General features: G+C 60.9%; 24 protein-coding genes and 1 tRNA gene. 3 read left to right on the forward strand and 22 right to left on the reverse strand.

Annotated features, from left to right (window positions below):
- From J5441_00255 to J5441_00275, 5 genes are all read right to left on the reverse strand, one after another.
- On the reverse strand, positions 1 to 664 hold a 664-nt coding region (locus J5441_00255), incomplete at its 3' end, for an ATP-dependent Clp protease ATP-binding subunit ClpC (protein MBO4933592.1).
- A 37-nt stretch (positions 665 to 701) separates the two neighbouring features.
- Positions 702 to 1,202: a UvrB/UvrC motif-containing protein gene (locus tag J5441_00260; protein ID MBO4933593.1), complete on the reverse strand. Its 501-nt coding sequence runs from the start codon at positions 1,200 to 1,202 to the stop codon at positions 702 to 704.
- A gap of 46 nt (positions 1,203 to 1,248) precedes the next feature.
- Positions 1,249 to 1,692: a CtsR family transcriptional regulator gene (locus J5441_00265; GenBank protein MBO4933594.1), complete on the reverse strand. Its 444-nt coding sequence runs from the start codon at positions 1,690 to 1,692 to the stop codon at positions 1,249 to 1,251.
- 119 nt (positions 1,693 to 1,811) lie between these two features.
- Positions 1,812 to 2,315: an RNA 2',3'-cyclic phosphodiesterase gene (gene thpR / locus J5441_00270; protein MBO4933595.1), complete on the reverse strand. Its 504-nt coding sequence runs from the start codon at positions 2,313 to 2,315 to the stop codon at positions 1,812 to 1,814.
- Between the two features lie 101 nt (positions 2,316 to 2,416).
- Positions 2,417 to 2,492: transfer RNA gene (locus J5441_00275), tRNA-Thr, on the reverse strand.
- A gap of 192 nt (positions 2,493 to 2,684) precedes the next feature.
- On the opposite strand from J5441_00275, the gene J5441_00280 reads away from it, so the two are divergent.
- From J5441_00280 to J5441_00290, 3 genes are all read left to right on the forward strand, one after another.
- A complete protein-coding gene (locus J5441_00280) occupies positions 2,685 to 4,949 on the forward strand; it encodes a dockerin type I repeat-containing protein (GenBank protein MBO4933596.1) in 2,265 nt (754 codons plus the stop codon).
- Between the two features lie 44 nt (positions 4,950 to 4,993).
- Positions 4,994 to 6,697 carry a dockerin type I repeat-containing protein gene (locus J5441_00285; GenBank protein ID MBO4933597.1) on the forward strand — a complete coding sequence of 568 codons (1,704 nt, stop codon included), beginning with the start codon at positions 4,994 to 4,996 and terminating at the stop codon, positions 6,695 to 6,697.
- A gap of 154 nt (positions 6,698 to 6,851) precedes the next feature.
- Positions 6,852 to 7,412: a hypothetical protein gene (locus tag J5441_00290; GenBank protein ID MBO4933598.1), complete on the forward strand. Its 561-nt coding sequence runs from the start codon at positions 6,852 to 6,854 to the stop codon at positions 7,410 to 7,412.
- Between the two features lie 250 nt (positions 7,413 to 7,662).
- Here J5441_00290 and nagB read toward each other — a convergent pair whose 3' ends face one another.
- The 17 genes from nagB to J5441_00375 form a co-directional block, all read right to left on the reverse strand.
- Positions 7,663 to 8,388 carry a glucosamine-6-phosphate deaminase gene (gene nagB, locus J5441_00295; protein ID MBO4933599.1) on the reverse strand — a complete coding sequence of 242 codons (726 nt, stop codon included), beginning with the start codon at positions 8,386 to 8,388 and terminating at the stop codon, positions 7,663 to 7,665.
- Between the two features lie 43 nt (positions 8,389 to 8,431).
- Positions 8,432 to 9,775 (reverse strand): phosphoglucosamine mutase, encoded by a 1,344-nt coding sequence (locus tag J5441_00300; protein ID MBO4933600.1) that lies wholly within the window; start codon positions 9,773 to 9,775, stop codon positions 8,432 to 8,434.
- A gap of 1 nt (position 9,776) precedes the next feature.
- Entirely contained in the window at positions 9,777 to 10,445 is a 669-nt protein-coding gene (locus J5441_00305; protein ID MBO4933601.1) for a UDP-N-acetylglucosamine pyrophosphorylase, read from the reverse strand.
- A gap of 46 nt (positions 10,446 to 10,491) precedes the next feature.
- On the reverse strand, positions 10,492 to 12,828 hold the full coding sequence (locus J5441_00310) for a hypothetical protein (protein MBO4933602.1): 2,337 nt from the start codon (positions 12,826 to 12,828) through the stop codon (positions 10,492 to 10,494).
- A gap of 63 nt (positions 12,829 to 12,891) precedes the next feature.
- Positions 12,892 to 15,168, reverse strand: coding sequence for an ATP-dependent Clp protease ATP-binding subunit (locus J5441_00315; GenBank protein MBO4933603.1), 2,277 nt, complete (start codon positions 15,166 to 15,168; stop codon positions 12,892 to 12,894).
- A gap of 39 nt (positions 15,169 to 15,207) precedes the next feature.
- The gene (locus J5441_00320) at positions 15,208 to 15,987 is read right to left on the reverse strand and encodes a CDP-alcohol phosphatidyltransferase family protein (protein ID MBO4933604.1); all 780 of its coding nucleotides are present in this window, start codon (positions 15,985 to 15,987) and stop codon (positions 15,208 to 15,210) included.
- 32 nt (positions 15,988 to 16,019) lie between these two features.
- Positions 16,020 to 16,718 carry a CvpA family protein gene (locus tag J5441_00325; GenBank protein ID MBO4933605.1) on the reverse strand — a complete coding sequence of 233 codons (699 nt, stop codon included), beginning with the start codon at positions 16,716 to 16,718 and terminating at the stop codon, positions 16,020 to 16,022.
- Between the two features lie 15 nt (positions 16,719 to 16,733).
- Complete coding sequence (locus tag J5441_00330; protein MBO4933606.1) at positions 16,734 to 17,897, reverse strand: hypothetical protein; 1,164 nt, start codon at positions 17,895 to 17,897, stop codon at positions 16,734 to 16,736.
- Between the two features lie 13 nt (positions 17,898 to 17,910).
- Positions 17,911 to 18,651: a tRNA pseudouridine(38-40) synthase TruA gene (truA, locus tag J5441_00335; GenBank protein ID MBO4933607.1), complete on the reverse strand. Its 741-nt coding sequence runs from the start codon at positions 18,649 to 18,651 to the stop codon at positions 17,911 to 17,913.
- Positions 18,624 to 19,463 carry an energy-coupling factor transporter transmembrane protein EcfT gene (locus tag J5441_00340; GenBank protein ID MBO4933608.1) on the reverse strand — a complete coding sequence of 280 codons (840 nt, stop codon included), beginning with the start codon at positions 19,461 to 19,463 and terminating at the stop codon, positions 18,624 to 18,626. The genes truA and J5441_00340 overlap by 28 nt, the downstream gene beginning before the upstream one ends.
- Entirely contained in the window at positions 19,460 to 20,305 is an 846-nt protein-coding gene (locus tag J5441_00345) for an energy-coupling factor transporter ATPase (GenBank protein MBO4933609.1), read from the reverse strand. Before J5441_00345 ends, J5441_00340 begins: the two co-directional genes overlap by 4 nt.
- A gap of 6 nt (positions 20,306 to 20,311) precedes the next feature.
- Entirely contained in the window at positions 20,312 to 21,148 is an 837-nt protein-coding gene (locus J5441_00350; GenBank protein ID MBO4933610.1) for an energy-coupling factor transporter ATPase, read from the reverse strand.
- 3 nt (positions 21,149 to 21,151) lie between these two features.
- The gene (locus tag J5441_00355) at positions 21,152 to 22,012 is read right to left on the reverse strand and encodes a class I SAM-dependent methyltransferase (protein MBO4933611.1); all 861 of its coding nucleotides are present in this window, start codon (positions 22,010 to 22,012) and stop codon (positions 21,152 to 21,154) included.
- A 19-nt stretch (positions 22,013 to 22,031) separates the two neighbouring features.
- On the reverse strand, positions 22,032 to 23,078 hold the full coding sequence (gene ruvB, locus J5441_00360; protein ID MBO4933612.1) for a Holliday junction branch migration DNA helicase RuvB: 1,047 nt from the start codon (positions 23,076 to 23,078) through the stop codon (positions 22,032 to 22,034).
- A gap of 19 nt (positions 23,079 to 23,097) precedes the next feature.
- A complete protein-coding gene (gene ruvA, locus J5441_00365) occupies positions 23,098 to 23,673 on the reverse strand; it encodes a Holliday junction branch migration protein RuvA (protein MBO4933613.1) in 576 nt (191 codons plus the stop codon).
- A 12-nt stretch (positions 23,674 to 23,685) separates the two neighbouring features.
- Entirely contained in the window at positions 23,686 to 24,207 is a 522-nt protein-coding gene (gene ruvC, locus J5441_00370; GenBank protein MBO4933614.1) for a crossover junction endodeoxyribonuclease RuvC, read from the reverse strand.
- Complete coding sequence (locus J5441_00375) at positions 24,204 to 25,313, reverse strand: hypothetical protein (GenBank protein ID MBO4933615.1); 1,110 nt, start codon at positions 25,311 to 25,313, stop codon at positions 24,204 to 24,206. Before J5441_00375 ends, ruvC begins: the two co-directional genes overlap by 4 nt.
- Positions 25,314 to 25,522: the final 209 nt, after the last annotated feature.

A 25,522-nucleotide genomic window follows, 5' to 3' on the forward strand; every position in this document is an offset into this window, starting at 1 on the left:
CGGCGGTCTTGCCGACGCCCGGCTCGCCGATCAGGCAGGGGTTGTTCTTCGTGCGGCGGGAGAGGATCTGCGTGATACGCTCGATCTCCTCCTCCCTGCCGATGACGGGGTCGATCTTGCCCTGCGCCGCGAGCGCGGTAAGGTCGCGGCTGTACTTTTTCAGCGCGTCGCCCTTAGCCTTGCGGCCGCCGCCCTCGGGCTCGTCCTCCCCGGCCTCCTCCTCGTACGCCTCGCGGCATTCGGAAAGCAGCTCCTCCATAACGGCGCTGACGTTTCCGCAAAGCTCGCTGATGATGCGGCATCCGATGTTGTTATTCTCTTCGATTATCGCTATGAGCAGGTGCTCGGCGCCGATGAGCTGCTTGCCCATACGGTTCGCCTCCGCGAGCGAAAGCTCGACGATGCGCTTGGTGCGCGGAGTCAGCTCCGCGTTGACCACCTGCGCAGGATCGCCCCTGCCGATGGCGGCTTCTATCTTTTCCCGTACGGCGTCTTCGGTGACGCCGTTGTTCTCAAGCACCTTCGCGGCGACGGAGCCGCCCTCGCGGAGCAGTCCGAGCAGCAGGTGCTCGCTGCCTATATAAGCGTGTCCGAGCTCCTTCGCGGCCTGCACGCTCAGTTCAAGCGCCTTTGACGCTTCTTCCGTAAATCTTCTGTTATACATAAGTCATTCCTCCTTTTCGGCCTTCGGGAAACCGCGCTTACGCGTTCTTTCCGCGCAGCACGTCCCTGATGCGCGCCGCCTCCTCGAAGTTTTCATCGGCGACGGCTTTTTTCAGCTGCGCCTCGAGTTCCTCGCGCGAAGGCGTTTCGTTCTTCGGCGGTTCCTCGCCGGGCTCGCGCTTCGGCTTCGGCAGCGGCATGCCGCCGAAGACGCTGTAGCATTCGCCGCAGCCAAGACGGCCGTTGCGGGTTATGTCCGCGAGCGTGGAGCCGCAGACGGGGCAGCGCTTTTCGCCGCGGGGCTCGCGCCTGCCGCTTTCGAGCGCGAAGGACGGCATCGCGGCGTTCAGCAGGCCGTTGAAAAGGCCGCCGCCGAACAGACCGCCGCCGAAGTTCAGCATCTCCCTGCCGAAGTCGGGGATGCTGACTCCCTTTTCCGCCGCGCAGTCGGGACAGAGCTTGTAGCTCTTCTTTTTGCCGTTTATGTTTTCCTCGTAGAAGACGGTCGCTTCTCTTTTCTTGCAGTTTTCACACAACATATCAAACACCTCTTTCAAGTGATATTTATATAATGTAGTATTTGCGCTAAATATTCATGAGCATATTTTTGAGAAGGTCCGCGCGGATCGCGCCCGCGGTCTCCGGCGGAAGCGACGCTACGCTCCTGCTGCGGAGCGCGGCGAGGATCAGCTTGCCCTCCTTCTCGGTCAGGCAGCCGTTGGCGACGAGGTTGCGCAGTATCGCGAAGGCGGAGTTCATATCTATATATGCGCCGATGCTGTTGACTATATGCATCCGGTAGCCGTCGCGGCTGCCGTCAACCATTCTGATGCGGATGTAGCCGCCGCCTCCGCGCCGGCTCTCCACGATGTAACCCTGCTCCGGCGTGAAGCGCGAGGAGATAACGTAGTTTATCTGGCTCGGAACGCACCCGAGCTTGCCCGCGAGTTCGTTGCGGGCGATCTCCGCGGAACCCTCGCTTTCGATAAGCTCGCGTATCATCGCGTATATCCTGTCGGTCATTGCCATACCGTTTCGCCTCCGTTTTTGACTTTGACTTTCTTTGACCTTTCGAGACATATTATAGCACCCCTTTCGGATTTGTCAAGGGGTGCGGAGAAAATTTTTTGAAAATTTTTCGGGAGCGGTCAGCCGAGGGCTTTGCGGAAGACGGGGGTGTAGACGAGGCGGCCGTCGACGCGGTCGGAGCGCATGAGGACGAACTCCGTTACCGGCGCGGAAACGGCGGGCAGCTCGAGCTGCGGCTTCCCCTCGCAGACGGCGCGGCGCGCGAGGGTGATATGCGGGCGGAAGGGCTTCGGGTCGAGCGCGAAGGCGGCGGCGTTGAGCGCTTCGCGCACCTTCGCGGCGAGGAAGTCGAGGCCGGGCTCGCGGCGGAGTCCCGCCCAGAGCAGATCGCCGAAGGCGCCCGAGCCGCCGAGCGCGACGCGGAAGGTACGCGCTTTCACGGTATCGAGCGCCGCCTTCGCATCGGCAAGGCGGTGTGTCTCGCCGATGAAGGCGAGCGTCAGGTGCATATTCTCGCGGCTGGTGAAGTTCGCGGACACGCCCTGCGATTTCAGCGAAACGATCGCGGCGGAGAGGGCGTCCTTTATCTCCGGCGGGAACTCTATGGCGACGAAAAGTCTCATACGCGGCTCCTTATATCGTGATAGCGGTTTCCCCTATTATATCACCCGGCGGCGCGGATTTCAATTATAAAAGAGCGATGCTTTCGCATCGCTCTTTTGAATGGAGCCGGTGGACGGACTTGAACCCCCGACCTGCTGATTACAAATCAGCTGCTCTACCGACTGAGCTACACCGGCGACAAGCGTTATTATATTATCCGCGCGTCAATTTGTCAATATATTTTTCCAAAACGCGCCGCGTTCCGCCACGCCGCCGATACCCCCGGCCGCACGTTTTCTATCATATTATAATAATTGACTATACATTTCGTGAAAAATGTGATATAATTCATATGGCGTATACTAATCCGACACACAGGAGGACTTTTTATGAAACGGCTTATTTCAATCATTATCGCTATCGCGATGCTCATCGGGATCGCGCCGCTCGCGGTCTTCGCCGGCGGCGGAAACGACTTCCCGCCGGTGCCCTGCATCAACGAGGGCAACCCCATCCGCGCGGAAGGCGAATACGAATTCGACTACGACGGCAGCGGGGTCTACATCAACCTCTACACCGGCGCCGCGGGTATGTATACCATCGAATCGGAGAGCGATCTCGACCTCTACTGCTACGTCTATGACAGCGAAGGTCAGCAGCTCGGCTACGACGACGACAGCGGCGAATACACCAACTTCAAGTGCTACTGCGACCTTGGAAAAAGGACGAACGTATACATTTACGTCGGCATGTGGGGCTCCTCCTCGGGCCACGTGAAGGTCACCGTATCGCGCTCCGACGTGCAGAGCGTCGACGTCATCAGCTGGCCGACGAAAACGACCTACCTGCCGAACGATCGCAATCCCGACCTTGCCGGTCTCACGTTCAGGATAAACTACGCGAACGGCGACAAGGCGACCTGGATGCCCGCTTCCGGCGAGTACTCCGACGTTGAATCCCCCGACGGCGTCATATGCAAGGCCGATTTTGAAGACGAGCCCACGGCGGGCTGCGCCAACCGCGTCATAATCGAATGCTACGGTTTCAGATTCGTCTACGACGTCAGCTTTCTCTCCTACAACTTCGACGAGGCGCGCGTCACCCGTATGCCCTACAGAACGGAATACATCGTCGGGCTCGATAACCACAGCTTCTACCCCGACGGCATGCTGATACAGTTCTGTAAAAACGGCTCGCCCGTAGAAACGGTCAACTTCCGCAACGATTCGCCCACGCATCCGTTCTTTCAGGATTACGTCTTTCCCGACGAGTACTCGCTCGGCGATAACACGGTCACGGTCAGATTCACCAACGGCGTCACCGCCGAGCTGACCGTTACCGGCATCGAGAATCCCTATAAGTCCATCGAGTTCGTCAAGCTTCCGGACAAGACCGTCTACGACACCACGCCCAACGGCTTCTTCCCCGCTCCCGACCTCACCGGCGCGGTGCTGCGCATCCATTACAAGAACGACGATTATTACGACTACACGTTCGAAAATAACTACGACTGGCAGATACTCGGGCATTATTACATGTGCGACTTCGAATCGGGGCTCTCGGTCGGAACAAACACCGTTATGTTCGAATACTGCGGCATGACCTGCTCCTTCAACGTCACCGGCACCGCGTCCAAGATAAAGAGCATCGAGCTGACGAAGCTCCCCGACCACACCGTCTACTATATCGGCGAACAGTATCCCTCGATCAAGGGCGCGGTCCTGAAGGTCAACTACACGGACAACACCTATAAGACCATCGTCTTCAAAGACGACACCAGATACGTCGACGGCTTCTATATCGACTTCTGGTTCGACGGCGACATCACGGTCGCCGGCGCGAACACCGCCACGCTCTGGTACGGCGGCGAGAGCGTCACGATCGACGTCACCTTCGTGGAGAGCGGTATCAAGCGCATAACCGTCGCGCAGGAACCCTACAATAACGAATTCGCCCTCTCCTCCGTCGTCAGACCCGAGGACCTGGACGGCCTCGTGCTGAACGTGACCTATAAAGACGGCACGACGGAAAGCTGGGACTTCACCGCGAACGGCGGTATCTTCAAGGGCACGCAGACCTTCAGCGCCGCTTATATCCAGCACGACGGCTACAACGCCGTGACGCTCGACATGGCCGGCAATCACGCGACGATCTATCTGCTCGCCAAAGACTTCTACGTCATGCAGCGCGAAATAATCAACAACGCCGACGCCTTCGGCAACAACGCCACGATCAAGTTCACGCTCGAGGACGGCAAAACGTTCGAGGTCACCTTCGTCGGCAAATATAACGAAAACGACTACGCGACCGGCTTCTTCACCCTCCCCGGATACGGCACCTTCAGCTACGACCTCTACCGCAACGTCACGCTGACCGGAGTCAAGGGCGTCAACGTCTACGTCTTCCAGAACAACGAACCGATATTCGTGCCTATGGAAGAAGGCGGCGTTTCCAAGGGCGATATGGACGGCGACGGCGAGATCACGGTCGCCGACGCGCTGAAAGCGCTCCGCATCGCCGCCAAGCTCGTCGCCCCGACCGCGCAGGATATCACGCTCGGCGACGTCGATAACGACGGCGAGATAACCGTAGCCGACGCGCTGAAGATACTCCGCGTCGCCGCGAAGCTGGCTCCTCCGAGCAGTCTTGGATAAGTTTTTGAAGCAAGCGCACGATATCCATAATTACGGAGGAAAAAATGAAACGCATTCTTTCAATTATAACGGCGTTCGCGATGCTCATCGGGATCGCGCCGCTTGCGGTCTTCGCGGACGGCGGGAAGCCGGTTGAATCGAGCTTTAACATCACCTACGATCCTTCGATGGTAATCGCCACCACCCGCCTGACCGGCAAAGACGTATCAAAAATGCTGAGGCTCGCCGTCACCTCGCTCAAGAGCACCGACTATTACGGCGACGATCAGGGCTGGTACGTTTACGCGAATCTGAACGCGGACGACAGCGAATACACCTCGCTCGGATATTTCGAAGACGACCGTTTCCGCAGTCTTGCGGATTCGGACGAGTACCTGACCTTCGGCAGAGAGTATTATTACGAATTCAACGTCGAGAATACGAGCGGTTATATCTGGGACGTAGACAATCTGCCGGCCGTGACGGTCAACGGCAAACCCGCCGACGTCAGATGGAGAAACCATGACGAAACCGGCGATATCGACGTCTTCGTCAAGGCGCCGCTCGACGACAGCGGCCACGCCGTCGCGCAAGTCAAAGTAAATCCCGATCACGCCATAGTTCAGCGCGGAACGCAAAAGCAGTTCTCGCTCGAGGCGCTCGGCACCTCTAACTCCGCCGAATGGACGGTCATCGGCGCCGAAAGCGCGTCTACGCGAGTCAGCTCCGGCGGCCTGCTCACGGTCGCCGCAAACGAGACCGCGAGCCTCATCCTCGTCAAAGCGTCCTCCGCTTATTCGACCGCGTGGGCGCAGGCGCAGGTAACGCTCATTGACGAGCCCGTCAGAATCGACAGCGTTACGCTCGACGTTTCCGCCGCGGTCGTTCCGAGAGGCGGCGCGCTGGATATCGAAGCGACCGTCACCGGTACGGACGTGCTCGACGTCGAATGGACGCTCGACGGAGACGGCATGGATCCCGGAACCGAACTGACGGCCTTCGGCTCGTCCGCGCGCCTGAACGTTTCGGTGAACGAAGGGGAAAAGGTCCTGACCGTCACCGCGCGCTCCGTCGCCGACCCCACGAAATTCGCGGTCGCAAAAATCACCGTCGGCCCCGGCGTCCCGGTCCCGTCGAGCATCAACGTCGAATATGACGCGGCTCAGGTCGCGCTCACGACCGCGACGACCGGAAAAGAAGCCACACAGGCGCTCCGCGACTCGCTGATCTCGGTTCACGGAACGGAATCATACCGCCCGGGTGAAACCTGGTACGTTTACTGCAACGCCAACGCCGAAGACAGCGTCTACACCTGCATCGGCTTCTTTGACGAATACGGCGCCTTCGTAACGCTCAACGACAGCGACGAGCCGCTTTCGGCGGACGTACAGTATTATCTCTGGTTCAACGTCGAGAACTGCTCCGGCTGCGAATGGGACGTCGACAACCTCCCGGCCGTGACGGTAAACGGCGCAAAAGCGGACTTAATCACATGGAGAACACATGACTACAACGGCGACGTCGACGTCTTCATCAAGGCTGACGTCGCGCCCGCCGGCGCTCTGAAGGGCGACTTCGACGGCGACGGCGAAATCACCGTCGCGGACGCGCTCTACGCGCTCCGCATAGCCGCGAAGCTCGTTCCCGAAACGCTCGAAGCTATCGCCGTCGGCGATACGGACGGCGACGGACGCCTCACGGTTTCCGACGCGCTGGCGATACTGCGCGTCGCCGCGAAGCTGGCAACCCCCGGTTCGCTTCAACAGTAAAGCAAACTTTCCCCGCCGTCATCCCGGGCGAAGCGAGTGGCCCCGCGCCTTTTGCAGACGGCTGCACGGGGATTCCCCGCCGGCGCGTCCGCGGCTCGGAATGACAGACTGAAACGCGATAACCGCAATTCAAAATACAGAAAGGAAAAACACCATGAGCATTTTCGATTCCCTCAAAAAGACGGCTGAAAACGTCGTCAGCGGCTTCAAAAAGGAGCAGAAGACCGAGACCTTCACCTTCGCCGCGCTGCCCGAAAGCGTCGACGAGATGAAGGCGCTGCCCGAAGGCGCGCTCGACACCCCCTTCAAGACCGCGGCTCTGTCGATCTGCGCGCTCTGCGCCTACGCCGCCGCGCCCGAGATCGGCACTCAGATGCTGGACTTCCTCAAGGGGCCCCAGCCGCTGAGCCCGCTCAACAAGCAGTTCCTGCGCGACCGCTTCATGGACGGCAGCACCTACGTCCCCTTCTCCTATTTTGAAGGCGCCGTCCCCGGCAACGACTACACCCCCACCGAGCCATTCAAGGTGACCTTCTTCACCAACCCCTACTCCTTCGATAACGAGGGCTACGTCAAGCTCTTCGTCCGCTCCGGCGGCGCCGACAGCGAACGCTACCTCGTGCTTCGTCAGAAGGGCGAACAGTGGTTCCTGTGGGAGTACGAAGGCCTGCTCTCCGGCATCCGCAAGCCGAAGTCGCAGGATCCGTGGGCGTAAGCTCGCTGCGCTCGCAGCTAAATTCGCGGGCGTTGCCCGCGCGAACTCTTAACTCGGCGGAGCCGATCATAACTCTAAACTATAAACTATAAACTCAAAAGCCCCATCCGGATTCGGATGGGGCTTTCTTTTAGTGATGAGTTTAGAGTTATAATGCCGCTCCGCGGCAGTTATGAGCCGCCTTCGGCGGCGTACAACCCCTCCGCCCCTTCGGGGCACCTCCCCTCGCACAAGGGAGGCGTCGCTGCTCTTACAGCAGCTTCGCGGCGTCCTTGTCGATGAAGACGTGCACGTCGGGGTGGAGCTGCAGTATCGACGCCGGACAGAGCGGATCGACGCCGCCGGTCAGCATCGACGCGATCGCCTGCGCCTTCGCCTCGCCGTTGGCGACGAGGACGATGCGTTTGGCGGACATTATCGCGCCCATACCCATAGTGACGGCGAAGCGCGGAACGTCGGCTTCGCTCGCGAAGAAGCGGGCGTTCGCCTTTATCGTGTTCTCGGTCAGCGCGACCTTGTGGGTCGCGGCGGTGAAGAAGCCGTCCGGCTCGTTGAAGCCGATGTGGCCGTTGCATCCGATACCGAGCACCTGCACGTCCGCGCCGCCCGCCGCGGCGAGCGCGGCGTCGTATTCGGCGCACTCCTTTTCCACGTCCTCGGCGACGCCGCTGGGTACGCGGGTATTCGCCTTGTCGATGTTGACGCGGTCGAAGAGGTTTTTATTCATAAAGTAGCGGTAGCTCTGGTCGTTCTCCGGCGAAAGCGGATAGTATTCGTCCAGATTGAAGCTGCGGACAGCGGAGAAATCCAGCTCGCCGGCCTCGTATTTGCGGGTCAGCGCGTCGTATATGCCGACCGGCGAAGAACCGGTGGCGAGCCCGAGGATGATATCCGGCTTATCCAGCATCAGCGCGGCGATGTAATCCGCCGCCGCTTCCGAAAGCCCTTCGTAGCTGTCGAAGACTTCGACCTTTATGTTTTTGTTATAGCCGTAATAAAGCGTTTCCATAGCGAACCTCCTATTTCTCGCCGAGCCGTTCTCTGACGGTGTCGGCAACCTGCGCGACGACTCGCTGCGCCTTATCTTCGTCGCCGCACTCGACCATGACGCGGATCAGCGGCTCGGTGCCGGACTCGCGCACGACGATCCTGCCGTCGTCGCCGAGATCCTTACCCGCTCCGTCGATCGCCGCGCGGACGACCTTGTCGGTGAAGAGGCGCTCCTTGCCCGCGGGCGTGACGCGGACGTTGATGAGATGCTGGGGATAGCGCGTCATAACGCGCTTCAGCTGCCCGATAGGCGCGGAGCTGCGGGTGAGCATATCCAGCACCTGAAGGGCGGTAAGCTGCCCGTCGCCCGTCGTGGCGAACTCCTTGAAGATGATGTGCCCCGACTGCTCGCCGCCGAGGGAGTAGCCGTTTATCAGCATCTCCTCGAGCACGAAGCGGTCGCCGACCTTCGTGGGAATGAAGGCGAGCCCGTTCTCCGCGCAGAAGCGGTTGAAGCCGAAGTTGGTCATTATCGTGCCGACGACGGTGTTTTTGTTCAGCGTGCCGCGCTGCTTCATATCGACGGCGGCCATCGCCATAATCATATCGCCGTCCACGACCTCGCCCGCCGCGTCCACCATGAGGCAGCGGTCGGCGTCGCCGTCGAAGGCAATGCCGAGGTCGTAGCCGCCGGCGACTACATTTTCGCAGAGCTTATCCAGATGCGTCGAGCCGCAGCCGGCGTTGATGTTCACGCCGTCCGGCTCCGCGAAGATGATATCGCAGTCGCAGAGCGACGGGAAAAGCACCGGCGCGGTCACGGAGGCGGAGCCGTTCGCGCAATCGATCAGCGCGCGCACCTTGAAGCCGCCGCCGACGGTGGACTTCAGGTATTCCACGTAGTCCGCCACGGCGTTCTCCGCGCGCGAGATCCTGCCGACGGAGGCGCCGTCGCAGGCGTAGAACTCGTTACCGAGCACGAGCGTTTCGACCTTCTCTTCCAGCAGGTCGGGCAGCTTGTAGCCGTCGCCGCTGAAAATCTTGATGCCGTTATACTCCGCGGGATTGTGCGACGCGGAGATCATCACGCCCGCGTCCGCCTTGTACCTGCCGACGAGGTACGCGACCGCGGGGGTCGGCACGACGCCGAGCTGAAGCACGTCCGCTCCGGCGGCGCAGATGCCCGCCGCGAGCGCGGAGGCGAGGAAGTCGCCGCTTATGCGGGTGTCCATACCGAGCGCGATGACGGGGCGTTTCCCGTCCGCATCCGTGAGCACACGCGCCGCGGCGTTGCCAACCTTCATGGCGAGGTCCGCGGTCAGTTCCTTGTTGACTACGCCGCGAACGCCGTCGGTTCCGAAAAGTCTGCCCATACTATCTCCTTTCGGCCACGTTGTTCTTCTCCTTGTAGATGCTGTTCGCGGCGAGCACGCCGCGGAAGCAGGAGGTGGGATATACTATGCAGTTTTTGCCGAGCACCGAACCGGGATTCAGCACGCTGTTGCAGCCGACCTCGGTGCCGTCGCCGACCATCGCGCCGAACTTTTTAAGCCCGGTCTCGATATCGCCCTCGTCGGAGCCGTGAAGCACGACGAGCGTTTTGTCGCTCTTGACGTTGGAGGTCACGGCGCCGGCGCCCATGTGCGCCTTCCAGCCCATGATGCTGTCGCCTACGTAGTTGAAGTGCGGCACCGTCGCCTTCTCGAAGAGGATAGCGTTCTTGACCTCGACGGAGTTGCCGACAACGGCGTCCTTGCCTATCAGCGCGGAGCCGCGGATGAAGGCGCAATGGCGTATCTCCGCGCCCTCGTCGATGATGCAGGGTGCGCCGATGAACGCCGTGGGCGCGACCTTAGCGGTCTTATGTATCCAGACGCCCTCGGACGGGTTGTCGAACTCGTCGGCCGGCAGAGTCGGGCCGAGCGCGAGCAGGAATTCCTTTATCCCGCCCAGCGCCTCCCACGGACGCTCGAAGCCTTCAAGCCAGCTGCCCGCGCGCGACTTCGTCAGGTCGAAAAGCTCGGTTGTTTTTACTGTTTTCATTCGTATCACTCCCGGATATATACGTTCTTTCTATTCTATTCGGCGATTACGAAATCGTTACCTTGACCTCGTGCCTGCCGCCCTCGAACAGAGGCAGACGCGCTCCTTCGATAGCTTCGCCGTCGACAGAAACGGAAACGGCGCCCTTCTCGAGCCCCTTCGGGTTCTCGATCGTGATGTCGTATTCCGCGCCGCGATAGACGCGCTTGACGGCGCAGTGTTTGAACTCGGCGGGCAGGCAGGGATCGATGACGATGCCGCCGAAATCGGGCTTGACGCCGAGCATTTCGTTCAGCAGAACGGTGGTGAACCACGCGACCGAGCCGGTGATCCAGGTGAACTCGGTGATGTACGCGCTGTTCTTGTGGTCGGGCCCGAAGTAGCAGTTGGCGTACATGAAGGGCGGGTTGTTATCCTTGTTGTCGTCCGCGGAGACGAGGTATCCGGGCGAGACCTTCTTGAAGAGCTCGTAGGCGAGGTTGCCCTTGCCGATGCGGAGCAGGCCGAGGATCATCCAGATATTGAGGTGGGAATAGATGGTGCCGTTCTCGGCGATGCCGGGCTCCATGCTGCTGATCCTGCCGATGCCGGGATCGAATTCGCGGAAGCAGGGTGCGAGAAGCAGGTAGCCGTATTTGCTGCCGAGCAGACGGTCGCAGGTCTTTATGACCTGCTCGGCGCGTTCGCCCGTGGCGACGCCGGAGATGAGGCTCCAGCACTGCGGCTCCATGAAGATCTCGGCGGCCTTCGCGCCGGCGGCGCCGACCTTCTTGCCGTAGTCGTCGATGCAGCGGATGTATCTGTCGCCGTCCCACGCTTTTTCGTTGATGACGGCCTTCATATCCTCCATACGCGCGAGGTAGTCCGCCTCCGCGTCCTTTTCTCCGAGGTAGTTCGCGAGCGCCGCCATTTCGGTCAGCGCCTCGACGTAGGCGATGCTGAGCCAGACGCTCTCGCCTCTGCCCTCCTTGCCGGTGCCGGTAAGGGAGTCGTTCCAGTCGCCGAACTTGATAAGCAGCAGGCGGTCGGCGCCCTTGTTGCTCTCGAGGAAGTTCAGCGCGCGGTCGATGTGGCCGCGGACGGTGGCGCTGCCGCCGTCGTAGAACGGGACTTCTTCTTTAAGCAGGTCAAAGTCGCCCGTCTCGCGCAGGTACGCGATGAGGGTGAAGACGAGCCACATCGCGCTGTCGGAATACGCCTTTTCGTCTATCGGGTTCCAGCCGCGGACGGCGAGGCCGCTCGAATACTGGCGCTTGAGCGCTTCTACGAGGATCTCGCGGGTGCGGGCGGGAGTCTGCGCAGCGCAGCCGAGCCCCTGCTGGACGATGTCGCGGTAGCCGTTGTAGCCCCAGCGGCCCCAGGCGGCGCCGTAGAGGTTCGCCTGCTTCGCCCATACGTTGATGAGGCGGTCGAAGTGCTCGTCCGGAGTCGTCGCCTTGTTCTTGCCGATGACGGAGGCGAAGTACGCCTTGACCTCGGCGAGCAGCGAATCGAGCCTGCCTATGTACTTATCCTTGAACGCCTTGACCTCGGCGGGCGAATCGACGACGCCGACGACGATCTCGACGTTCTTCTTCTCGCCGGCGGCGAGCTTGTAGTTATACTGCGCGGCGCCCACGGTCGCTTCCGCGGAGCCCTCGGTGTTCGTGCAGCTTCCGGCGGCGACGGCGTCCGGCGCGGCGAGCGAGCCGTATCTGCCGACGAAGGCGGCGCGGCTGCCGTCGAACGCGGCGATCTTCTCATCCGACGCGAAGAAGGCGGTCAGGTGGTTGTGCGGCTTGATGAAGGGGTGCTTCGTGGCGACGATGGCGTTGTTCTCCTTGTCGAAGACGACGCTGCGGTAGATCATATCGCCGTAGCTGTCGAAGCCCCACTTGAAGGAAAACTGATACTGGTTATAGCAGAAAACGGAGATATCGCGCTCTCTGCCGGAGACGTTCTCGAAGGAAAGCTTCCAGAGCTCCGCGGGCACGGGGCCGACGGGCAGGAAGACGGTCATTTCGGCGGCGATGCCGTTGGTCTGATTGCGGATTATCGAGTAGCCGAGCCCCTGGACACACTCGTATTTCTCATACTTCGCCTTTATCGGCTCCCAGTTGAGAGTCCAGAACTCGCCGGTCTCGTTGTCGCGGATGTAGATAAGGCGGCTCATGAGGTGGTCGCGGCCGAAGACGTCGAAGTCGCAGATGCGGCCGATGCCGGTGTAAAGCTGAACCGCTTCCTTGTCGCCTATCTGATAGTCGAACCAGCCGATGCCGGTCTGCTCGACGTTCGCCTGCGAGCACTCGTTGAACAGGAAGTTGTCGAACGCTCTCGGGCAGTCGGGACGGGTAACGATGAACTCGGTGCCGTCGGAATTGAAATGTCCGTACTTGTAATCCATTTTTGTCTTTCCTTTCGGTTTTATATTTTTATTTTAATTATTTTTCAATAATTGATTCGCCGATTACTTTGCGGTGATTTTGAGCTCTTCGCCGTCGGCGGAAAGCGCGACGCCGGACTTGATCTTTCCGGTGACCATCAGCTCCGCGACCTCGTCCTCGACGTTGCGGCGTATCAGACGGCGCAGTTCGCGCGCGGACTGCTGACTGCCTTCCGCGCGGGAGGCGAGCCAGAGTCTGACGTCGTCGCCGTATTCGAGGCTGAGCCCCTTCTCCTTCATGCCGGAGGCGAGCTCGTCGAGCATCAGGCCGGCGATGTCTTTGTAGTTATCGAGCGTGAGCTTGTTGAAGAAGATGACGTCGTCGATGCGGCTCAGAAGCTCGGGGCGCATTATCTCCTTGAGCGCCTTCTCCGCCTTCGTCTTATCGAAGCTGCCTCCGCCGCCTCCTGTGAAGCCGAGGGTGGAAACGCCCGTTCCGCTGCCCGCGTTGGAGGTCATGACGACGATGGTGTTCTCGAAGTTCACGCGCCTGCCGTGGGCGTCGGTGAGGCGGCCTTCGTCGAGTATCTGAAGCAGTATGTTCAGCACGTCGGCGTGCGCCTTCTCGATCTCGTCGAAGAGGATTATCGAGTTCGGCTTGCGGCGGACGCGCTCGGTCAGCTGCCCCTGTTCGTCGTAGCCTATGTAGCCGGGTGGCGAGCCGACGAGCTTGCTGACGGAATGCTTCTCCATATACTCCGACATATCCAGCCGGATGAAGTTCTCCTTCGTGTCGAAAAGCTCCTCCGCCATGACGCGCACGAGCTCCGTCTTGCCGACGCCGGTGGGACCCATGAAGACGAAGGACGCAGGGCGGCGGCGCGTGGTAAGCCCCGCGCGGGCGCGCTTGACGGCGCGGACGACGGCTTCGACCGCCTCGTCCTGCCCGATGACGCGGCGCTTGATGCGCTCCTCGAGCAGCGAGAGCTTGTCGAACTCCTGCTCCTTTATCCTGTCGGCGGGAATGCCCGTCCACAGCTCGATGACGGAGGCGAGCTCCGCGATCGTGACCGGCATAATGAGGTTCTTTTGGCGGAGCTTCTCGGCGTCCTCTTCAAGACGGCAGCGCTCGACGCGCAGGTCGGCGATCTCTTTGAATATCTCGTCCTTGTTCTCCTCGCCGCCTTCGGAGGCCTCGACGTTCGTAAGCTCCTCCTCGCGCGCGGAGAGCTCGGCGATCTTTTCCTCCAGCTCCGCGAGCTTCGCCGCTTCCTTGTTCTTGATGCTCGCGGTGGAGCACGCCTCGTCGATAAGGTCTATCGCCTTATCCGGCATGAAGCGGTCGGTGATGTATTTCGCGGCGAGGGAGGCGGCCTTGTAACAGAGCCCGTCGTCCAGCTTCACGCCGTGGTGTTCTTCGTAATAGCCCTTTATCCCCTCGAGGATGGCGGCGGTCTCGGCCACGCTCGGCTCGTCGACGTTTATCGTCTGGAAGCGGCGCTCGAGCGCGGCGTCCTTCTCGATATACTTGCGGTATTCGCCGAAGGTGGTCGCGCCGATGACCTGTATCTCGCCGCGTGAAAGGGCGGGCTTGAGGATGTTGGCGGCGTTCATGCCGCCTTCGCTCTCGCCGGTGCCGATGAGGTTATGCACCTCGTCGATGAAAAGTATGATGTTCCCCTCGCGCTTGACCTCGTCGACGAGCCCCTTGACGCGGCTCTCGAACTGCCCGCGGAACTGCGTTCCGGCGACCAGCGCGGTCAGGTCGAGCAGGTGTATCTCCTTTTTGCGCAGGCGCGGAGGGATGAAATCCGCGTGCTGAAGCGCATATGCGAGCCCCTCGGCGATGGCGGTCTTGCCGACGCCGGCTTCGCCGATGAGGCAGGGATTGTTCTTGATGCGGCGGTTGAGTATCTGGACGGCGCGGTAGATCTCCTTGTCGCGGCCGATGATGCGGTCGACCTTGCCCTGACGGACACGCTCGGAAAGGTTGATGCAGAAGCCGTCGAGGAACTTGCGCTTCTGTTCCTTCTCCGGCTGCTCCTGCGCCTTTTTGCCTTTTCCCCTCTGCTTTTTGCCGTCGTCCTTGCTTTCCTTGTCGCCGGAGACCTGGAAGAAGGGCATCGGCGCGGTGCCGCCCGGCTCGAACATATCGCCGTCGCCTATAAGCTGCGCCATACTCTCGTTGACCGCTTCTATATCCTCCTCGGTCATACCCATGCGGTCGATGATGTTGCGGATGTTCGGGAGGTTCATTTCGCGGGCGCAGGGTATGCAGTAGCCCTCGTTGACCGGCTTGCCGTTATCCATTTTCGTGACGAAGACTACCGCCACGCGTTTTTTACATTTGCTGCAAAGCATTTCAGTTCTCCTGTTCTTCGGTGGTCGACTGTATCGGTATCAGTCTTCTGCGGTTTCGTCCTTGCGGGCGGCCTTCGCGGCCTCCCCCGCTTTCGCGGCGGCGCGTTCGGCGCGGTCGTTCGCCTTCTCGACCGCCTGCTCGGCGTTCCTGACGGCGATATCCGCGTGCTCCTTCGCCTTCTCGGCGTGCTTTTCGGCGCGCTCGGCGAGTTTCTCCGCCCTCTCGGCGTGACGCTCCGCTTTTATCTCGGCGCGCTTGTACGCGCCCTTGAAGCCCTCGATGTAGTAGCGGATGAAGGAGTACACGAGCAGCACTCCGACGATGCCGAAGACCACGAAGCAGACCGGCTTCGGAATGCCCCATCCGAGCGAAGCGCCGCTGTCGTCGAGGTGGCCTTCGATACCGTAGCCGCGCCAGATGAGCAGGCTCAGAAAGATGAAGATTATCGCCGTGTTAAGCTTGCCGTACCACTTCGAAGGCATAATCTCCTTCTTATCCTTTATCAGCTTGAAGCCGCCGATTATCTGCAGCACCTCCTTGGCGCAGAGCATCGCGAGCAACCAGAGCAGCTGCGGGAACTCCCACGCGAGGAGCACGACCGCGCACATCTGCATCAGCTTGTCCGCGAGCGGATCTATTATCTTGCCGAGGTCGGTCGTCATGTTGAACCTGCGCGCGATCCAGCCGTCGAGCACGTCGGTAACTCCCGCGACGAAGAAGAGGATCGCAGCCAGCAGGAAGTTATCCGCTTTGTACGCCCAGAAAAAGAACGGGATCATTATGAATCTGCATATTGTGAGTACGTTCGGAATGTTCATGGTATCGCTCCTTGATCAGAGTGTATTTATCGTTACTCGCCGTCGACGAGTGAGTAAGCGTATTTGAAAACCAGCGTTTTGTCTATGGTCTCGCGGTTGATCGTGTTTGAGATCGCGGGGAGCGCGAGCCGCAGGACGAACGCCAGCAGCAGCACTATAAGCACGCCCCGCGCGCCGCCGAGCACGCCGCCGAGCGCGGAATCGAACCCGCCGAGGTGCACCGCCTTCAGAATCGGACGTATGACCAGCTTCAGCACGAAGAGGATCAGCACGCCCGCGAGGATTATCGCGACCGCGGCGATAATACGCGAAACACTGCCGGAAAGCTTATCGACAAGCGAGAATATTCCCTTGACGACACTGCCGGACGCCTCCTGCGCCGCCTGATTTATCTTTTCCCTCCCGATGCCGAGGACGGTAAGCCCCTCCTCGCTCTCGTTTTTCTGCTCTATCTCGGCCTCGAAGTTCTCGAGCTGGGCTTCCTTGTCGCCCTCCTGAAGCTCGACGCCTATCTTGTCGGCGATGCGGCTCGACGCAGTTCCGCGAAGCGACGGATTGACGATCTTTTCGTCTATCACGTTCCCCAGCGGGACGGAAAGTTTATACGCAAGGAAGAAGACGAGAATCATTCCCGCGAGCGCGAGGACCGTCTTCAAAAAGCCCTTTTTTATGCCGAGAAGCACGGATGCGGCGACTATGGCGACCGCTATGATATCAAGCGCAATATTCATAAAACGCTCCTTTCATCAGACGGGGATCTTGGAAATGCTGCCGACGCCGAAGACGAAAACGTTATCCCCCGAAACACAGGCGTAGCTGCCGTCGGCGGAGGTCTCGGCGACCGCCTCCTGCTCAAGCTTCTTTGAGAAAACCGTTACTTCGTGCGACCCGAGAACGGCGACGCCGCTTTTACCGGCCGAAACGCAGCGGAAATCGACCGAGAGCTCCGCGCGCGCATATTCTTCGCCGTCGTCGTCGACGGAGACGATAACGTGCTCCCTGCCGACGCCGTATTTGCTGAACACGAGCACTGTGCGGTCGGACGTGTTCGCGTAACCGCGCAGGCTCATTCCGCCGTAGTCGAAGGCCGCCTCCGTGCCGCCCTCGTCGTTCAGCGTCACGGCGCTCGAATCGCCGATAATCGTGGCGTTACTACCTTTATATGAGACGTAGTAGAAATTATTACCGCCGAGCGGAACTCTGAGCGGCTCCGCCTTGCTGCTCGGCTCGAAAAGGAACGCCGTTACGGAGCTTTCGCCGCTTTCGGCGCTCATGCCGAGGGCGGTCAGCATCTTGCCGTTCGACTTCATGCCGACCTTGTATATGTAATTGTCGGCGGAGTACCAGACGTAAGTCTCCGCTCCGTCAGAGTCGAAATAATGCACCTCGTTGTGGTAGCTTTTCGAGGTCGTGACAAGCGCCATGCTGCCGTTTGAGGCGACCGCGGCGTCGGTTATGTCATAAGGCGCCGCGCCGGAGCGTATGAGCCCGTCCTTGGAATAAAGCTCCCAGCGCACGCCCCCGCGGTCGAAGACAAGGAACCGGTCGCCGCATGCGACGGCGGACGGTTTCGCGCAGCCGTGCTGAGCAGTCAGCAGTTCTCGGCCGCTGCCGCTCATTAGCATCACGCCGATGTCGCTGACGACGAGCATATCCGAGCCCATCAGTTTCACGTCCTCGACGGAGGTGCCGTTAAGCGGTGCGACCTTGTCGTCCTTGCCCGAGGTGAAGGTCTCGATAAAGAAGTTCTTTATGCCCTTGAAGGAGATGACGTCGTTGCCGAAGAGAAAAAACCACGCGGCAACGCCGAGGACGGCTATCCAAAAGACCGTCTTCAGTATGCGCTTGCGCCTGCGTATTCTGTTTTTTTCGTCCCGCGTAAGCTCGCGGGCGTCGGTTTTGCGCTTCATTCTCTCTCCGCTTTCAGTCGTAATATACTTCGCTCAAATAGAGTCCCTGCGGTTTCGCGGTCGCGCCGGCGGCGTTCCTGTCGCCGGAGGCGATTATGCCCGAAAGCGCGTCCGGAGCGATCTTGCCCTGCGCGATCTCAAGCAGCGTGCCGGCCATTATCCGCACCATGTTGTATAAAAATCCGCTGCCCGCGACCGAGAAGACGACAAGGTCGCCCTCGCGCCGCACGGACGATTCGGTTATCGTTCTGACTTTATCTTTGACAGAACCGCCCGCCGAGCAAAACGCCGAGAAGTCGTGCTCGCCGAGGTACGCCTTCGCCGCTTTGTCGAGCAGCTTTTCGTCCAGCGGGTAGGGGTAGTGGAGCGCACGCCCCTCCCAAAACGGATCGCGCTGCGGCGAATTCAGTATGTAATACTCGTATTTCTTGCCCGTCACGCTGAAACGCGCGTGGAAGTCCAGCGCCGCTTCGGAAGCCGCCTTCACCGCGATATCGCGCGGCAGCAGCGCGTTCAGCCCGCGCACGAAGGTTTCGGGCGAAGCCTTCGACGGCGTCTTGAAGGAGCAGACGTAGTTCTTGGCGTGGACGCCGGAATCCGTTCTGCCGCAGCCGTGGAGCTTCGGATACGCGCCGGTCAGCTTCTCTATCGCGGCGGCGAGCGTTTCCTGCACCGTCGTGCCGTTGCGCTGGGACTGCCAGCCGCAGTAGGCGCTGCCGATATAGGTTATATCAAGTTTAATATTTCGCTCCATGGGGGCACGTCAATTCCTTTCACCCTTGCGAATATCACCGCGCCGAGCAGCGCGAGGACTATCAGCGCGGCAAGCGCGTCGCGGTATCCCGCCTTCATGACGCGGAGCTTCGTTCTGCCCTCGCCGCCGCGGTAGCAGCGGCACTCCATAGCCGTGGCGAGCTCCGGAGCGCGGCGGAACGCCGAAACGAGCAGCGGCACGAGCACCGGTATCAGCGCCTTCGCCCTGCGGAAAAGGCCTCCGCTCTCGAAGTCCGCTCCCCTCGCCTTCTGCGCGTTCATTATCTTATCCGCCTCTTCGAGCAGAGTCGGGATGAAGCGGAGCGCGAGGGTCATCATCAGCGCCGTTTCGTGCACCGGGAAGCGCACGAACTTCAGCGGCTTCATCAGCCATTCGAGCGCGTCGGTCAGCGCGACCGGCGTAGTCGTATACATCAGCGCGGAGCTGACAATTATCAGGCTGACTATCCTCACTATCATCTTAAGCGAGAAGAGAACGCCCTCGAATTTCGGGTGGAATATCCACCAGTCGAAAAGCGGTATCACGCCGGGGGTGTAAAAGATATTCAGCAGCGAGGTGAATACGACGAGTATCAGCAGCGGCTTTAAGCTCTTCATATAGAGCTTCAGCGGCACCTTCGTCATCAGCATCACCGCGACGCTGAAAATGAAGACCGCGGCGTATGAAACGGTGCCGTTCGCGGTGAAGATCGCCGCCATCAGCACTATCATGAGCAGTATCTTCACGCGCGCGTCGAGCTTGTGGATGACCGAATCGGCTCGGTAGTAGCTGCCGAGGGTTATGTCTCTCATAACGAACCCCTCCCGAGCAGCTTTTTGACCGCTTCCGCGCCCTCCTCGACCGTGAGAACGGTGCCTTCGCAACCGGTCTCGGAGCAGATGCGCGTCACCTGCGGCACGGAAAGCCCGTGCTCCGCAAGCTCGCCGACGCGGGAGAAAACCTCGCGCGTCGCGCCCTGCATGACGAACTTTCCCTCGCGCATGACGGCGACCGAGGTCGTATAAGCGGCGATATCCTCCATCGAGTGGCTGACGAGCAGGATCGCGGCGTTCGTCTCCTTCGCGTAGGCGAGTATGTCGAGCATTATGCGGCGGCGCGACACCGGATCGAGCCCCGCGGCGGGCTCGTCGAGCACCAGCGCCTCCGGCTCCATCGCGAGCACGCCCGCGAGCGCGGCGCGGCGCTTCTGCCCGCCCGAGAGCTCGAAGGGCGACGCCTTCAGCTCGCGCGCGGTAAGTCCGGCAAACTCCGCCGCCTTCTCAACGCGGCGTTTTATTTCTTCATCGCCGCAGCCCATGTTGCGCGGGCCGAAGGCGATATCCTTCTCGACCGTTTCGTCGAAAAGCTGGTATTCGGGGTACTGGAAAACCAGGCCGACGCGGTGGCGCAGCCGGCGGCGGTCGTAGCCCTTGGCGAAGATGTCCTCGCCGTCCGCCCTGACCGTGCCGGAGGTCGGCTTCATAAGTCCGTTCAGGTGGCGTATAAGCGTGGACTTTCCGCTGCCGGTGTGACCGATCACGCCCATGACGTCGCCGCTTTTCAGCGTGAAGGACACGCCGCTGACGGCGGTCTTTTCAAACGGACTGCCGGGCGAGTAGGTATGAGTCAGGTTTTCCGTGGAAATGGTTATCAATTCGGGTTATCCTTTCAAAAGGGCTTTTATCGCGGCTATGCACTCGTCGGCGGTGAGAATGCCGGCGGGGAGGTCGAAGCCTTCGCCGCGGAGCAGATCCGCGAGCTGCGACGGCTGCGGCGGTATCAGGCCGCTTTCCGCGAGCTTTTCGCGCTGCGAGAAGACCTCCCGCGGCGCGCCGTCGAGGAGTATTCCGCCTTCCTTCAGCACTATCACGCGGTCGGCGGAGACCGCTTCGCTCATGTGATGCGTCACGCAGACGACGGTCATGCCGCGCTCCGCGTTCAGCCGGTGCGCGATCGCCGTTACCTCCCGTCTGCCGACGGGATCGAGCATCGAGGTCGCCTCGTCCATTATCAGACATTCCGGCTCCATGGCGAGCACGCCGGCGATCGCGACGCGCTGCTTCTGCCCGCCGGAAAGGTTCGCGGGCGTATACTCACGGTGATCGTACATCCCGACCGCGTTCAGCGCGTCGTCCACTCTGCGGCGTATCTCCTCGCGCGGAAGCCCGAGGTTCTCCGGCGCGAACGCCACGTCGTCCTCGACGACGGTGGCGACGAGCTGGTTATCGGGGTTCTGGAAGACCATACCGGCGCGGCGGCGTATTTCAAACGTATTCGCCTCGTCGGAGGTGTCCATGCCGGCGGTGAAGACCTTGCCCTCGGTGGGGACAAGGATGCAGTTGATGAGCTTCGCCAGCGTGGACTTGCCGCTGCCGTTATGGCCGAGGACCGCGACGAATTCGCCCTTCGCGATGGTCATATTTATATTTTTCAGCGCCGGCGTTTCGCTCTTGCCGTAGGTGAAGCCGGCGTTTTCAAAGCGTACAAACTCGTCCATTCGCTATTTCAAAAACTCCGTTATCGTGGTGTTGCCGCAGGGAAGCGCCCCGCCGCTGACTATCGGAAGCCCGATCTCGTCGCTGACCGTGCGGCTGTTCGCGCCCTTGCCCGCGGTGAGGGAAAGTATCTGCCCGCCGACAGACGGCGCGAGCGCGGTGGTATACATATTCAGAATGAAGAAAACGGGATCGTCCGAGAGCAGCTTGGCGCACTCGGCGCAGAAGACGTAAAGGTCGTCCTCCAGCTTCCACACCTGCGAGCCGCTTCCCCTGCCGTAGGACGGGGGATCGCAGATTATCGCGTCGTAGGTCTTGCCGCGGCGCTGTTCGCGGCGGACGAAGGCGAGGCAGTCGTCCGCGATCCAGCGCACTGGCGCATCCGCGAGGCCGGAGAGCGCGGCGTTTTCCTTCGCCATCGCGATCATGCCCTTCGACGCGTCGACGTGCGTGACCTGCGCGCCGGCGGCGAGGCAGGCGACGGTCGCTCCGCCGGTGTAGGCGAAGAGGTTGAGCACGCGCGCGCCGGAACGCTTTTTCAGCTTCGCCGCGGCGTAATCCCAGTTGACCGCCTGCTCCGGAAAGATGCCCATATGCTTGAAGCCCATCGGCTTGATAACGAAGTTATAGCCGCCGTAACTGATGCGCGACTGCGCCGGAAGACCTCTGTCCTCCCAGCGTCCGCCGCCCGTTTCGGAGCGGTGGTAGCGGCCGGCGAATTCGCGCCAGCGGCGATCTTTTTTATCCGTCGTCCATATCACCTGCGGGTCGGGGCGCACGACGCAGAAGTCGCCCCAGCGCTCCAGGCGTTCGCCGTCGGAAGCGTCGAGCAGCTCGTAATCGCGCCAGCCGTTTGCAATCCTCATAGTTTCTCCTTAACGTATCTTAAACGTCGAATTTGATCTGCGCGTCCTCCTTGACGGGGATGCCGAGATATTCGTAAGCCGCCTTCGTCAGACACCTGCCGCGCGGCGTGCGGTTTATGAAGCCGAGCTGCATGAGATACGGCTCGTAGACGTCCTCGATGCTCGCGGACTCCTCGCCCGTCGCGGCGGCGAGCGTTTCAACTCCGACGGGGCCGCCGCCGAAGGTATTCGCTATCGCGCCGAGGATGCGGCGGTCGACGGTGTCGAGGCCGAGGGAGTCGATCTCCATCAGCTCCAGCGCCTTCGCGGTCGCCTCCGCGGTGATGACGCCGTCCGCCATGACCTCCGCGTAGTCGCGTACGCGTTTGAGCAGGCGGTTGGCGACGCGGGGCGTGCCGCGGCTGCATTTCGCGATCTGCATCGCGCCGTCCGGCGCGCAGTTGATGCCGAGGATGCCGGCGCTGCGCGTGACGATGTCCGCAAGCTCCCGCAGGGAGTACATTTCGAGTCTGAAAAGCACGCCGAAGCGGTCGCGCAGCGGGTTGGAGATCGAGCCGGGCTTGGTCGTCGCGCCTATCAGCGTGAAGCGCCGCAGGTCGAGCCTTATCGAGCGCGCCGAAGGCCCCTTGCCGATGATGATGTCTATGGCGAAATCCTCCATCGCGGGGTAGAGCACCTCTTCGACCGCGGTGGAAAGGCGGTGTATCTCGTCGATGAAGAGCACGTCGCCTTCGCCGAGGTTGGTCAGCAGCGCCGCGAGGTCCGCCGGCTTCTCGATCGCCGGGCCGCTCGTGACGCGGATATTCGTATTCATCTCGTTGGCGATGACGCCGGCGAGGGTGGTTTTGCCGAGGCCGGGAGGCCCGTAAAGCAGGCAGTGGTCTATCGGCTCGCCGCGCTTCTTCGCCGCTTCGATGAAGATGCGCAGGTTCTCTTTCACCTTCTCCTGCCCGACGTACTCGTCGAGCGTGCGCGGACGGAGGGTGTTCTCTATGTCTCTGTCGTATATATTCTCTTCGGGGGCGACGAAGCGGCCCTCGTCGAAATCTTCGTAATCCATCTGCATATCAACTTCTCCTTTCGGTTCAGCGCTTGCCGAGCGCCGCCGCGATCAGCTGCTCGACGGTCATATCGCCGTCCAGCGGAGCGACCGCCGCCGCCGCTTCACGCGGCTTCATGCCGAGCGCCTCGAGCGCCTGCGCCGCTTCCGCCTTGTTGCCGCGCACCTGCGGAACGTCGCCGCCCGTCAGCTCGGATATGTCGCCGAGCTTGCCCTTCAGCTCGAGCACGATGCGCTGGGCGAGCTTCGGCCCGACACCGTTAGCGAGCGTCAGCAGCTTGTAGTCCCCCGCCGATACCGCGGAGGCGAAGCGGTCGGGAGTAAGCTCCGAAAGTATCGCCAGCGCCGCCTTCGGCCCGACGCCGCTGACGGAGATCATGCTGCGGAAGCAGTCCAGCTCCTCCTGCGTCAGAAAGCCGTAAAGCTCGGCGGCGTCCTCGCGGACGACGTAGTGAGTGAGCAGCTTCACCTTTTCGCCGAGCGCGGGCAGATTGCGGTAGGTGTTGCTCGACACGCCGGCGTAGTAGCCCACGCCGCCGCAGTCGACGACCGCCCAGCCGGGGCCGGCGCTGTCAAGTATGCCTCTGAGATGATGATACATAGCGTTTCTCCGTTATCTTATATTTCTGCGGGCGGCGCCGCGGTTCATTTCGTAGACGTTCAGCGAGCCGGAGCAGTGCGCGTGGCAGACGGCCACGGCGAGCGCGTCGGCGGCGTCGTCCGGACGCGGTATCTGCTTGAGATTGAGCAGCATGCGGGTCATTTCCATTACCTGCTTTTTCTCCGCCTTGCCGTAGCCGACGATCGCCTGCTTGACCTCGGCGGGATTGTATTCGTAGACGCCGACCCCCGTCTTCTGCGCCGCGAGGAGCAGGACTCCCCTCGCCTCCGCGACGGGTATGCCGGTGGTGATATTTTTGCTGAAATAAAGCTCCTCCATCGAGATGGCGTCGGGGCGGTATTTCGCGAAAAGCGCGGAAGCGTCCGCGAAGATGCGCTCCAGCCGCTCCGGCACGGGAGTATGCGCCGGCGTGGTCAGCACGCCGTAGTCGAGCGTTCTGAAGCGTCCGCCCGCGTAGTCTATGACTCCGAAGCCGATGGTAGCGAGTCCCGGATCTATGCCGATGATAATCAATATCTTCTCCCCCGTACGAGCGCCGCGGCCGTAACCGCGAGCAGTATCGCGATGCCCGCGAGCATCCATATCCATACCTTCAGCCCGAGAAAATCGTTCATAAGGAAGGACGGCGCCTCAAACTGCGGGTTGTTCCCCTGATCGAGGTATTCGCCGATCGCGGTCGCCTCGGTCCAGTCGGATCTCATATCCCTGCCGGAAACGGCGTAGGCAAACCGGACGCGAACGTTGCTCCGCTTGACAGCCTTCGCATCCGCGAATTCCGGCTCCTGCGGCAGCGTGAAACGCGCCATGTCCGGCGCGGACTCCGCGGCGGGCGCGTCCAGCCACTCGCCCTCGTTAAGGCTCACCTGCGCGGTCAAACTCACGCCTTCGCCGCCGTTCTCACGCAGGAAGCGGTCGACCAGAGTGACCTGCACCGGCGCCTTCGCGGTCACGGCAAGCTCGGTGCCGTTCGCGCCGTCGACCGGCTCGGCGGATACCACTGCCGGCAGACGGAGCGCCTGCGGGAGCGTATCCTCCGTCACCTTCGTGGAGGCGGTCACCGCCGCCGACCACGGCGACGTGACGCTTTTGACAACAAGGTCGTTTTTGTCTATCCATTCGAGCTCCACGCGAACGCGGAAGCGGAATTCGTGTTCTTCATTCAGCAGACAACTGTTCTGCGGCAGCTCCGGGTCGTAGTAATAGACTCCTTCGGGAAGCTGATTACGCTCCTGCTCGCGCATCAGATTCAGCACTGAAACGCTGTTTCTGCGCGTGATAGTCAGCTTTCGCGCTGCACGCTGCACTTCGTTGCCGTCGTCGTCCGCTGCGGTGAAATAAAAGCTTTTCCAGGCGTCGCCGTCTATTGAGAACTGCACGTAGAGCTTGCCCTCCATCGTCAGCGCGTTATAACGCGCCGGATCGGTCGACATTACCTCTATTACGTCGTCCTGAAGGGTGAAGTAGATGAGCGTGCGGTACTGGTATTCCTCGGCGAGAAGATTCTCGGCGGCAACGCCGGTTGGGACGTTCAGCTTTTCCGGCACGGTCAGCGCGGCGGCGGGCGTTGCGAGCGCGAACGCAAGCAGCGCCGCAAGCATTATGGCAGCTGTTTTTTTCACGCGCTTCACGCCCCTTTCGCACGGCTTTTCGTCCCATTCGGCGACGGATAATAACACTACTCCATATTTACCCTACTATACAGAATATATTATAATACCAAACGGCGGATTTTGCAAGTGAAAGTTGCGGATGAGGCGAGTTTTCGCGCGCGCGCACTTGTATTTCGGAGCGTTTTGTGGTAAGATGTATTCGGAAACAAAAGCAAGGG

This window comes from Clostridia bacterium (assembly GCA_017620395.1).
Lineage (GTDB): Bacteria > Bacillota > Clostridia > Oscillospirales > RGIG8002 > RGIG8002.

Coding starts and splice junctions, on each gene's coding strand:
- J5441_00340 (MBO4933608.1), bottom strand. CDS start 19,463: ATGAGAGACATAACCCTCGGCAGCTACTACCGAGCCGATTCGGTCATC.
- ruvB (MBO4933612.1), bottom strand. CDS start 23,078: ATGCAGATGGATTACGAAGATTTCGACGAGGGCCGCTTCGTCGCCCCC.
- thpR (MBO4933595.1), bottom strand. CDS start 2,315: ATGAGACTTTTCGTCGCCATAGAGTTCCCGCCGGAGATAAAGGACGCC.
- J5441_00330 (MBO4933606.1), bottom strand. CDS start 17,897: ATGAAGCGCAAAACCGACGCCCGCGAGCTTACGCGGGACGAAAAAAAC.
- J5441_00280 (MBO4933596.1), top strand. CDS start 2,685: ATGAAACGGCTTATTTCAATCATTATCGCTATCGCGATGCTCATCGGG.
- J5441_00285 (MBO4933597.1), top strand. CDS start 4,994: ATGAAACGCATTCTTTCAATTATAACGGCGTTCGCGATGCTCATCGGG.
- J5441_00350 (MBO4933610.1), bottom strand. CDS start 21,148: ATGGACGAGTTTGTACGCTTTGAAAACGCCGGCTTCACCTACGGCAAG.
- J5441_00290 (MBO4933598.1), top strand. CDS start 6,852: ATGAGCATTTTCGATTCCCTCAAAAAGACGGCTGAAAACGTCGTCAGC.
- J5441_00305 (MBO4933601.1), bottom strand. CDS start 10,445: ATGAAAACAGTAAAAACAACCGAGCTTTTCGACCTGACGAAGTCGCGC.
- truA (MBO4933607.1), bottom strand. CDS start 18,651: ATGGAGCGAAATATTAAACTTGATATAACCTATATCGGCAGCGCCTAC.
- J5441_00320 (MBO4933604.1), bottom strand. CDS start 15,987: ATGAACATTCCGAACGTACTCACAATATGCAGATTCATAATGATCCCG.
- J5441_00315 (MBO4933603.1), bottom strand. CDS start 15,168: ATGCTTTGCAGCAAATGTAAAAAACGCGTGGCGGTAGTCTTCGTCACG.
- J5441_00300 (MBO4933600.1), bottom strand. CDS start 9,775: ATGGGCAGACTTTTCGGAACCGACGGCGTTCGCGGCGTAGTCAACAAG.
- J5441_00310 (MBO4933602.1), bottom strand. CDS start 12,828: ATGGATTACAAGTACGGACATTTCAATTCCGACGGCACCGAGTTCATC.
- J5441_00325 (MBO4933605.1), bottom strand. CDS start 16,718: ATGAATATTGCGCTTGATATCATAGCGGTCGCCATAGTCGCCGCATCC.
- J5441_00265 (MBO4933594.1), bottom strand. CDS start 1,692: ATGGCAATGACCGACAGGATATACGCGATGATACGCGAGCTTATCGAA.
- J5441_00355 (MBO4933611.1), bottom strand. CDS start 22,012: ATGAGGATTGCAAACGGCTGGCGCGATTACGAGCTGCTCGACGCTTCC.
- ruvA (MBO4933613.1), bottom strand. CDS start 23,673: ATGTATCATCATCTCAGAGGCATACTTGACAGCGCCGGCCCCGGCTGG.
- J5441_00260 (MBO4933593.1), bottom strand. CDS start 1,202: ATGTTGTGTGAAAACTGCAAGAAAAGAGAAGCGACCGTCTTCTACGAG.